The organism is Hymenobacter roseosalivarius DSM 11622 (assembly GCF_900176135.1).
GTDB lineage: Bacteria > Bacteroidota > Bacteroidia > Cytophagales > Hymenobacteraceae > Hymenobacter > Hymenobacter roseosalivarius.
Genome location: NZ_FWWW01000060.1, coordinates 18747 through 27686 on the forward strand (window position 1 = coordinate 18747; position 8940 = coordinate 27686).

The 8940-nt window shown below is 48.5% G+C and carries 5 protein-coding genes; 2 read left to right on the forward strand and 3 right to left on the reverse strand.

Features of this window, described 5'->3' with window-relative positions; all coding sequences use genetic code 11:
- Positions 1-28: 28 nt before the first annotated feature.
- Both B9A24_RS08740 and B9A24_RS08745 read left to right on the forward strand, forming a co-directional pair.
- Positions 29-1393: a glutamate-1-semialdehyde 2,1-aminomutase gene (locus tag B9A24_RS08740; protein WP_084444790.1), complete on the forward strand. Its 1365-nt coding sequence runs from the start codon at positions 29-31 to the stop codon at positions 1391-1393.
- 6 nt (positions 1394-1399) lie between these two features.
- Positions 1400-2602 carry a glycosyltransferase family 4 protein gene (locus B9A24_RS08745; RefSeq protein ID WP_084444791.1) on the forward strand — a complete coding sequence of 401 codons (1203 nt, stop codon included), beginning with the start codon at positions 1400-1402 and terminating at the stop codon, positions 2600-2602.
- A gap of 112 nt (positions 2603-2714) precedes the next feature.
- Here the strand turns inward: B9A24_RS08745 and B9A24_RS08750 are convergent, their stop codons facing one another.
- From B9A24_RS08750 to B9A24_RS08760, 3 genes are all read right to left on the reverse strand, one after another.
- On the reverse strand, positions 2715-3677 hold the full coding sequence (locus B9A24_RS08750; protein ID WP_084444792.1) for a GDP-L-fucose synthase family protein: 963 nt from the start codon (positions 3675-3677) through the stop codon (positions 2715-2717).
- Between the two features lie 57 nt (positions 3678-3734).
- Entirely contained in the window at positions 3735-4844 is a 1110-nt protein-coding gene (locus tag B9A24_RS08755; protein ID WP_084444793.1) for a GDP-mannose 4,6-dehydratase, read from the reverse strand.
- A gap of 393 nt (positions 4845-5237) precedes the next feature.
- On the reverse strand, positions 5238-8342 hold the full coding sequence (locus B9A24_RS08760; RefSeq protein ID WP_143434856.1) for an Ig-like domain-containing protein: 3105 nt from the start codon (positions 8340-8342) through the stop codon (positions 5238-5240).
- Positions 8343-8940 lie beyond the last annotated feature (598 nt).

The following is an 8940-nucleotide window of genomic DNA, read 5'->3' on the forward strand; positions in this document are numbered from 1 at the left end:
ATTTGCTTGTTGTTAAGTACCATTTGCTATGAACTCATCCGCTAACCTTGCCACTGCGGCTGTAGGAAATAGTTCCGCCGAGCCGAGCTTCGCTGCCTCTCAAGCCCTACAGGAGCGCTTTCACGCTGTAATTCCGGGTGGCAGTCATACCTATGCGAAGGGCGATGACCAATTTCCGGAATATATGGCACCTTACATCGAGCGGGGCGAGGGTTGCCGGGTGTGGGATGTGGACGGTAATGAGTTTATTGAATACGGTATGGGCCTGCGCTCCGTCACGCTGGGGCACGCGTTTGCTCCGGTCGTGATTGCGGCTCAGGCCGAGATGACGCGAGGAATTAACTTCGGCCGACCAGCTACTCTTGAGTTGGTAATGGCCGAGGAGTTTCTGAATCTGACTCAGGCCGGCGACATGGTTAAGTTTACCAAAAATGGCTCCGATGCTACCAGCGCCGCCGTCAAACTGGCTCGCGCTTACACGGGCCGCGATCTGATAGCCGTGTGTGCTGACCACCCTTTCTTCTCGGTTGATGACTGGTTTATTGGTACTACGGCCGTCAGTGCGGGTATTCCGCAAGCCGTACGCGAGCAATCACTTCATTTTCGCTACAACGATGTTGCTTCTTTAGCTGCCTTATTTGCGGCTCATCCCAATAAAATAGCGGCGGCTATAATGGAAGTAGAGCGCGACGTGCCACCGCTTCCAGGCTACCTGCAGGCCGTTCGCGACCTCTGCACGCATAACGGAGTGATTCTGATATTCGACGAAATAGTAGCGGGTTTTCGCTCCCACGTAAGTGGTGGGCAGGGTGTACATGGTATACGCCCCGATCTGAGCGCTTTTGGCAAAGCCCTCGGCAATGGATTTTCTATTGCCGCCCTGACCGGCCGTCGTGAGTTAATGGAACTGGGTGGTCTGCGTCAAAAAGACCGGGACCGGGTATTCCTGCTTTCAACAACGTATGGTGCTGAGTCACATTCATTGGCTGCTGCCCGGGCGGTCATGCAGATATACCGGCAGGAGCCAGTGATAGCACATCTGCACGAACAAGGCGAGCGGTTGCGGCAGGGACTGCTGGCCGCCGTACGCGACCATAATTTAGAAGAGAACGTCCCGATTTTTGGGCAAAGTAGCTGTCTTTTTTATGGCTCACGCGATGCGCAGGGGCAGCCTTCTCAGGCCTTTCGGACCCTCTTCTTACAAGAAACTTTGCGTCGCGGCTTGTTGGTGCCATCGTTTGTAATCAGCTATTCGCATACTCCAGCCGTAGTAGATACTACTATTGAGCGTGTGCATGATGCCTTGGGTATTTACCGCCGGGCTCTGGATGGAGGAATTGATAAATATTTAGCAGGCCGCCCAGTACAATCGGTGTACCGTGCACGCAATTAATGAGATATGCGAATTCTTTTGCTTCATAATCGCTATCAACAGGCAGGCGGTGAGGATGTGGTCTTTAGGGCCGAGCTAGAACTCCTTCGAACTCACGGCCACGCAACTGATACTTTAGAGTTTGACAACGACCACATTCAGTCGGCGTGGGATAAGCTGCTCACCGGCTTGCGAAGCTTGTACAATCCGAGCAGTGCCCGTTTGTTAAAGAAGAAAATTGAGGCATATCAACCAGATATAATTCATATACATAATTTCTTTCCGGTCGGGTCACCTTCTTTGCTCTATGCCGCCGCTGCCGCTGGCGTACCCGTCGTGATGACCCTGCACAATTACCGTCTGGTGTGCCCCAGCGCCATACTGTATACCGCTGGTCAGATTTATGAGAGAAGCGTAAATAAAATCCTGCCTTGGGATGCTATCAGACGAGGCGTTTACCGAAACTCGCGCGCCCAGACGGCTTCCGTCGCTGTCATGACCGGGGTTCATAAGATACTTGGCACCTGGCGCGATAAGGTTGACAGGTATTTGGTGCTCACTGATTTCGCTCGGAATATTATTGTTAATTCCTCTCTCAAGCTGCGGCCAGAGCAGGTTGTTATAAAAGTAAATTCGGTGCCTGATTGTGGGATCGGGCCAGTCCAACGCCAAGAGCAACTGCTGTTTATTGGTAGATTGACCCCCGAAAAAGGGATTGAGGTTTTACTGAGTGCAGCGGAGAAGGGAAAATTACCTCTGCATATTATTGGTGATGGACCCTTGCGCTCCGAAGTAGAAGAGTGTGCTGCCAGGTGTCCTTCCATTATTTATACCGGTTTCAGCACGCGCGAGATAGTAGCCGCAGCACTTCAGCACGCGCGCGCCCTTATTGTGGCTTCTACATGGTACGAGGGAATGCCGCTGGTAGTGTTGGAAGCATTCGCCGCTGGTACTCCCGTAATAGCTTCACGGCTAGGTGGACTAGGGGAGTTAATTCAACATGAAGTCAACGGCTTGCATTTTGAACCTGGCAATGCCGACGACTTGATTGCACAAGCGAAACGATTGTGCGGTGATTCTGAGCTGGCCGTAAAGCTTGGACAGAGTGCCCGTAAGTCGTACGATACACGCTACTCTCCTGAGCGTAATTATCAGCAATTAGTCGCTATTTATCAGTCGGTATTGACCGATCGGACTGCCACGAATGAACTTGAAAAGGCTTTGCATTAATACTTTCTTGGGATAGTCTGCCAAAGTGCATCTCCCTAAAAAAGCCCCCCAGATACTTCTGGGGGGCTTTTTTAGGGAGATAATATAAAGAGCTATTAAGTTTATTAACTGCCTAGGTTGTGGATACTGATTGCCCCATTGATTGAGGCTCTGACTCCCATTCTGCCAAGGCATATACAGAAGCGAGGCCTTTATCCAGCGCAATGGAAGCACGCCAGCCCATTGATGCTAATTTGCTGACGTCTAAAATCTTACGAGGTGTGCCATCAGGCATCAATGCATTGAAGCGTAGCTTTCCGCGGTAACCGGTAATACGCTGAATCAAGCGAGCTAAGTCAGCAATGGAAATGTCTTCGCCGGTGCCTACGTTAATGGGTTCTGAGCCATCATAACGAAGCATGAGGTGAAGGCAGGCATCGGCTAAGTCATCAACGTGCAAAAATTCGCGGCGCGGTGTACCCGTTCCCCATACTTCTACTGTTGGCGACTCATTCATGCGAGCTTCGTGAAACTTGCGTAGCAACGCAGGCAACACATGCGAGTTCTGAGCGTGGTAGTTATCGTGAGGACCGTAAATGTTCGTGGGAATAGCCGAGATAAACGAACAGCCATGCTGGCGACGATATGCCTGACATTGCTTCACGCCAGCAATCTTAGCTATTGCATAGGGTTCATTTGTTTGCTCAAGTGAGCCGGTTAGCAGGTATTCTTCGCGCAAGGGCTGCGAGGCCAAGCGCGGGTAAATGCACGATGAACCTAAAAACAGCAGCTTCTGCACATGATGAACATAGCTCTGCTGCAATATGTTAGCCTGAATCATCAGATTATCATAAAGAAAATCGGATGGATAAGTGCTATTAGCATAAATGCCCCCCACATGAGCGGCAGCCAAGAAAACGTACTCTGGTCGTTCAGTGGCAAAAAAATCTGCAACTGCTGCCTGGTCGCGCAGATCTAACTCTTGAGAAGTGCGCGTCACCAAATTTTGGTAGTTCGCAGCTCGCAGGCGGCGTTCAATGGCCGAGCCAACCATGCCGCGGTGACCGGCAATATATATTTTGGCAGATAATTCCATCGGAAAAGCGTAAAGCGAAAGAAAAGAACGGTGAGGTAGGTTAGAAAAAGCAGCGTATTAGGTAGGTTGAAGCAGTGCTTGCTGACCGGATTTAATCAAAGAAGTCTGGCGACTGAAGAGCTGTAAGTCGTGCTGAACCAGCTCTTGTACCAGATAGTGAAGGTTATGGCGAGGTTTCCACCCCAATTGACGTCGCGCCTTGCTGGCTTCTGCTAATGAGGCTTCTACGGTGTGTGCATGGTAATAGGTTGAATCTATAGCAACAACAGTTTGACCAGGCATGAGAACAAAGTAGTTGTTATGGCACGCCACTACATAGCCAGCTTCCGCCGCACCGTCGCCTTGAAACACAATGTCAACTCCTAATTCGGCAAAAATCAATCGCACAAACTCACGAACGGTGGTAATTACGGCAGTAGCAATGACGTAATCTTCGGCTGTTTCCTGCTGCAAAACACGCCAAACAGCCTCTGCATAATCCTGAGTATGCCCCCAATCATGACGTGCTTCAAGCGAATCCAGATACAGTGTGCCTTGTAACCCCAGAGCGATGCGAACAGCACCCTGCGTAATTTTGTGAATTAAAGTCGTTTCGCCACGACGCGGGAACTCATAATTGAACAAAGATCCATTGCACGCATACAGCCCGTAGGCTGCGCGGTACTTAGTTATTAGTTCGCGACTGGAGAGTTTGGTAGCTGGGTTAGGGAAGGCATGCTGAAACTTAAGCCGCGATGCAGCTAGTTGCTGTAATGAATCGTTCGCCTGTGGGGCCGCGGTTTGATATATGCGTACGCTGTCAACCATATTGGTTGAGCGAACAGCTTCTAAAATTAGTAGCGTACAAAGACTATTAACCTCCATAGTGTACTCTGGCGTCTCAAATGGCGCGTTAGCATAGGATACAGTCCCGAAGTTATATATCTCATTTGGTTGAACCTCTTGCATGAGTCGCGCAAGGGTTGCAGCATCAGTTAGGTCTGCGTAATGTAAATTGAAGCTGGTATGATTCAGGCAACCAGCCTGGTACAACACATCTGCTTGTTCATAACTGAACGGGGGAGAGTACCTTTTGATTCCGTGCACTTCATAGCCTTTTTCTAGTAGTAACTCGGCTAGGGAAAAGCCATCCTGCCCCATAATGCCAGTTATTAAAGCCCTTTTCATGCGCAGATGAGGAAACTATATAGCCCTGCTGTAATCATTTATCAATAAATGTACTTGCAATATTTTATAGTCCAATAAATTAATGTAAAAATTAAATTAATCTATTGGGCTATGAACTTCATCATTGATCGGTAACTGCATATATACTAATGGTTTACAGGGCTGATATTTTAAAATGGCAGAAGCTGTTTCACGCTTTTACCTTACCAAAATGCATGTAGGCTGGCATCCGTATTTAGATAGGATTAGAACTACTTATGGTTATCCACCCCCAAGGCATATGTATCGACTTGTAATCAAAACTCCTCTTCGAACTTGTCTGCCATAAAACAAAAAGCCCAACCATTTAGGTTGGGCTTTTCGATAGAAGAGGGAAAGAGAATGGAAGGGAAGTTATTTGGTCAATTTGATTGTTTTGCCTGATAAACTGCCTGATATAAACATCAAATAGTATCGACCTGAAGGCAGATTCAGAGTGCTCATGTCGATGCTGCTTTGAGCAACGCCAGCACTAAAGCTAATGCTCCGTTTCTGGATAAGGCGACCAACTTGATTGAAGAGAGCTACATTCATCGTTTCAGCTTTTTTCAACTGGGTTTGAATAATTACTACGTCTTCGAATGGATTAGGAAATGATTGGGTCGAAACCGAATTTATGGTAGCCACAGTATTCGGCGGGGTGTTGCTCTGAGCTGGTGCACTGCCAGGAGCAGTCCACACTTCAAGACCTGAAATGTTAGCGTCACCACCAGTACTCGTTAGCTGAATCATTCCGTCCGAAACCGTAACGGCCAAAGGACCGATCTTATCCCAGTTGCCAGCGGTACCACTATTATAATTGGTCAAGACAGTTTTATTATTGAGTGCAAGGCTGAAGCGTTCTGGCTTGTTGTCCTCCCACACATACACATATACGCTATAGACACCGTTAGGTACATTCGCAAGTTGCACCTTTACGTTCCGGCTCCCCACTGAGGAGCGAATCATCTGGGCACGGATGTCATCAGGGTTTGAGCGCAGCTTCACATTTTGATTAGAGAACAAAGTACCGCTGATTTGCAGATTAGCTGCGCCATTGCTGGCTTCCCACTTGTTACCGTCCAGAGTAATAGCCCCTCCATTCATATTTATAGCCCGATACAACTGTGCCACAGTAGGTGCAGGAGTAGGTGCGGGTACGGGTGCAGGCGCAGGTGCAGGCGCAGGTGCAGCAGGGGCAGGATTGACGGTGATGGAGACGGCGGCGGTCGTGGTGGCGGCGCCGGCGTTGTCGGTGGCGCGGGCCGTCAAGGCGAAGGAGCCAGCCGTCGAGGCGGTCCAGTTCAGCTGGTAGGGGGCGGCCGTGACCTCGCCGAGCTTGGCGCTGCCCTGGAAGAACTCCACCTTCTGCACCGAGCCATCGGCATCACTGGCCGTTGCCGTCAGCAGCTGGCTCTGGCCCACGGTCAGGGTCAGGCTACTAGTTGGGGCCGTCAGGGCGATACTAGGTGCCACGTTCGGGGCCGGGGCCGGAGCAATAGTAGATTTCCATAGCTCTACACCGGAGATATTTGCGTTGTCGGTGCCAGTAGCTCCAATACTTATCTGACCGTTGGTAACTGCCGCTACGTATGGGCCTAGTCGAGTCCAGCTACCAGCTGAACCGCTGATGACATCACTCTGAACTAATTGACCTTGTACACTAACATTAAAACGCATGGAGAAATTATCTTCCCATGTGTATAGGTATACGAAATAGTTGCCGTTAGAAACATTTGAAAATTCAATGCTTGCATTCTGGCTTCCTATTGATGAGCGGATCATTTGAGTGCGAACTGCGTCAGTACTTGGGTTAAGTACGACGTTTTGGTTTGAGTAGGGTTCGCCATCAATACGTACATTAACTGCGCTAGTGTTGGCTTCCCATTTGTTGCCATCCAGAGTAATAGCCTCCCCATTGATATTAATTGCCCGGTAGAAGGCCGCATTTATTGGAGCGACAGGCGCAGGCGCTAGAGCAGACGCGGGATTGACGGTGATGGAGACGGCGGCGGTCGTGGTGGCGGCGCCGGCGTTGTCGGTGGCGCGGGCCGTCAAGGCGAAGGAGCCAGCCGTCGAGGCGGTCCAGTTCAGCTGGTAGGGGGCGGCCGTGACCTCGCCGAGCTTGGCGCTGCCCTGGAAGAACTCCACCTTCTGCACCGAGCCATCGGCATCACTGGCCGTTGCCGTCAGCAGCTGGCTCTGGCCCACGGTCAGGGTCAGGCTACTAGTTGGGGCCGTCAGGGCGATACTAGGTGCCACGTTCGGGGCCGGGGGGGCTGCTACTATTAAACCAGGAGTAACGTTTCGGTTCTTAGTTTTTTCCAACCAATAAGTCCATTCTGCCTGTTCTGTCTGAGCGGTAACAGGGTTAGGAAGGGCAACATTATTCTTATTATAGTGAATGTTGCGAAACCAGGTGTCATTTCTACTTTCCCAGCCTCCTTTATTCACGTAGCCAATTTGGTTGTCGTGGGCTGAGATATTAAAGAAGAAAGCATCAGTGTCGATGCTGCCGCCCGCACTGTTCCAAGTGAAAATACCTACGTTGGCAGCCCCGATATATTGGCCATCAATATAGCTACTGGAAACAACACGGTTGTTGTAGATTTCTATATCGTGACCGTTTGATACTGCTATACCGTAGTTTGAGACTCCTACCACTTGATTATTGTAGCATTTGATAAAGCCACTGGCTTCCTCCAAGTAGGTTGGATCTCCATCACCTAGCATGATGCCGCCTCCTGAAAAGACGTCTGCTGTTGCAGGTATAGGATATGCGCCCTTAATATAATTATCATGTACTAGGAAAGGACTATCAGCAGTGCCGTTCGACTTGTAAAAGTTAAAGTTATCTTCAACAGTACTGTTATTAGGAGTATTAACTATCTCGTTCCAAGCAATCTCAACTCCGCGTAGACCGCGCAAGCCATTGAATTGCACGAACTGAACTTGCTCCTTACCTCCGTTGCGGTAGCGCCCATCAATATTACGTGCCTGATTGTAGAGCACCTTGATCGTTTGGTTGGCACTCTTGTCACCTGTGTAGGCAGCTAGGTAGATACCAGAGGTCTGCTCCATGAAGTTGTGCTCCAGATGCACATTTTTGAAGTTATTCGCATCAATAAAACGTCCCTGCCTTACATTGTCCATTGAAGGTCTGAGAGCGAGGCCACGACTATTACGAACAGTAACGTCGTTACCCTGGTAGTGCGCTCTTATGAGAATACCTGCGCTTTGAATATTCGAATTTTCAATAATTACCGGCTCTGCTGTCTCAATCGAGATGGCAGGTGTTCTGGAGTCAAGACTCTGCCAGTTTCCACTATATGTCCCGCCTCTAGTAATAGAGATAGGCCCATTATAAGTAATACCTGTTGACTGCGCCAAGGATATTAGTGCTCCTGGACCTATCATGACTAGGAGCACGAATGCAGAGACTAGCCAGTGGGTAAAATTTCTAGAGTAAAGTGGTTTCATGGGTTTAAATTTAAATTGCCTCTATATGTTTTTGCGTGAAATGTAAGTTAGCAAGGATCTGACTCCTTTGTGTTAGTGCAAAATGCTGATCAAATCGAGTTGGTAAGTGAGGTATCAAATTGTATATATTGTAGTCGTCGTAGATGCCTCTGCAATGACTGGACCATTTTTGAGAAAGCTAAAGGTGAAATATCTCATATTAGTTTGTGTCGACTTCAACTACGCTTTTATAAATATAAGCGATAGAAACCTGTTTTAACAATAATAGAGGGGTTTACTTTTGAATAATTTTACTAAATAAGACATTAAATTGTATCTATGGGCTTAGAAATATTAAAATTGATTGTTGCGATAGGTTTTGTTTATCATATCTATGGGATAAATACAAAAAATAATAATATAACTATTTAAGGTTAAACCTGAATCTGGTATTGCTTTGGAATGTAGTAAGAGGCATATAGTATAAATATGATTATGGATTGCTGTATGCGTGATGATTATAGCTGATGCTGGTAGGACTTCTAAGTAACAACAGCACACAGTAGAAAAAGCCCCCCGTAAGTCCCCCACACGATACCGTGTGGGGGACTTACGGGGG